Below are 713 nucleotides of genomic sequence, written 5' to 3' on the forward strand. Positions count from 1 at the left end.
TTGGCAATTAAGTAATATTTTGCGATTGCAGGAAAATTCCCGCTCACGCCATAGTATTCAAAATGCCCTCTTAGCTTAGCTTTGAGTGTTTTCCACCACTGCCTCGTCGGGAGCAAATTCCTAATAGCCTTAAACCAAGTGTTTAAATCTTTACACTTCGCTCTAAACTTCTTAGCACTTGTTTTACGCCCCAGTTTAAAGTAACCCTTTCTTGTCTTATCACAATAATGCGTAAAACCTAGGAAATCGAAAGTATTGGCTCTTCGACCTGTATTTGACGCATTGAGCCTCTCGTACCTGCCAAAGCTAATATTCCGACTCTTTTCTGGGTGCAGCTGTAGATCATACCTGTTAAACCTGTTTGAGAGTGCCCGCTCAATTCTGCGTGCATCCTCCTGATACTGCACCAAGCACACAAAATCATCCGCATACCTTACAAGTTTGCAGAATCCTTTGGTATGACTCTTCACCGTATCTTCAAACCATTTATCTAACACATAATGCAAGAATATATTCGCTAGCATTGGGCTTAGGATACTTCCTTGGGGCGTGCCCTTTTCCGTATCAATTAATACGCCATTATCAACGTAACCTGCTTTTAAAAACCGCTCTATCAGGTGAAGCAGACTGGAATCCTTTACTCGTATCCTTACAAACCCCATTAGCTTGTCATGTGACACGTTGTCAAAGAAGCCTTTAATATCTGCCTCAAC

General features: G+C 41.8%; 1 protein-coding gene. It reads right to left on the minus strand.

Features of this window, described 5'->3' with window-relative positions; all coding sequences use genetic code 11:
* On the minus strand, positions 1-680 hold a 680-nt coding region (locus DNK84_RS06610; protein ID WP_268876897.1), incomplete at its 3' end, for a reverse transcriptase domain-containing protein.
* Positions 681-713 lie beyond the last annotated feature (33 nt).

The organism is Facilibium subflavum, assembly GCF_003574485.1.
GTDB lineage: Bacteria > Pseudomonadota > Gammaproteobacteria > Francisellales > Francisellaceae > Facilibium > Facilibium subflavum.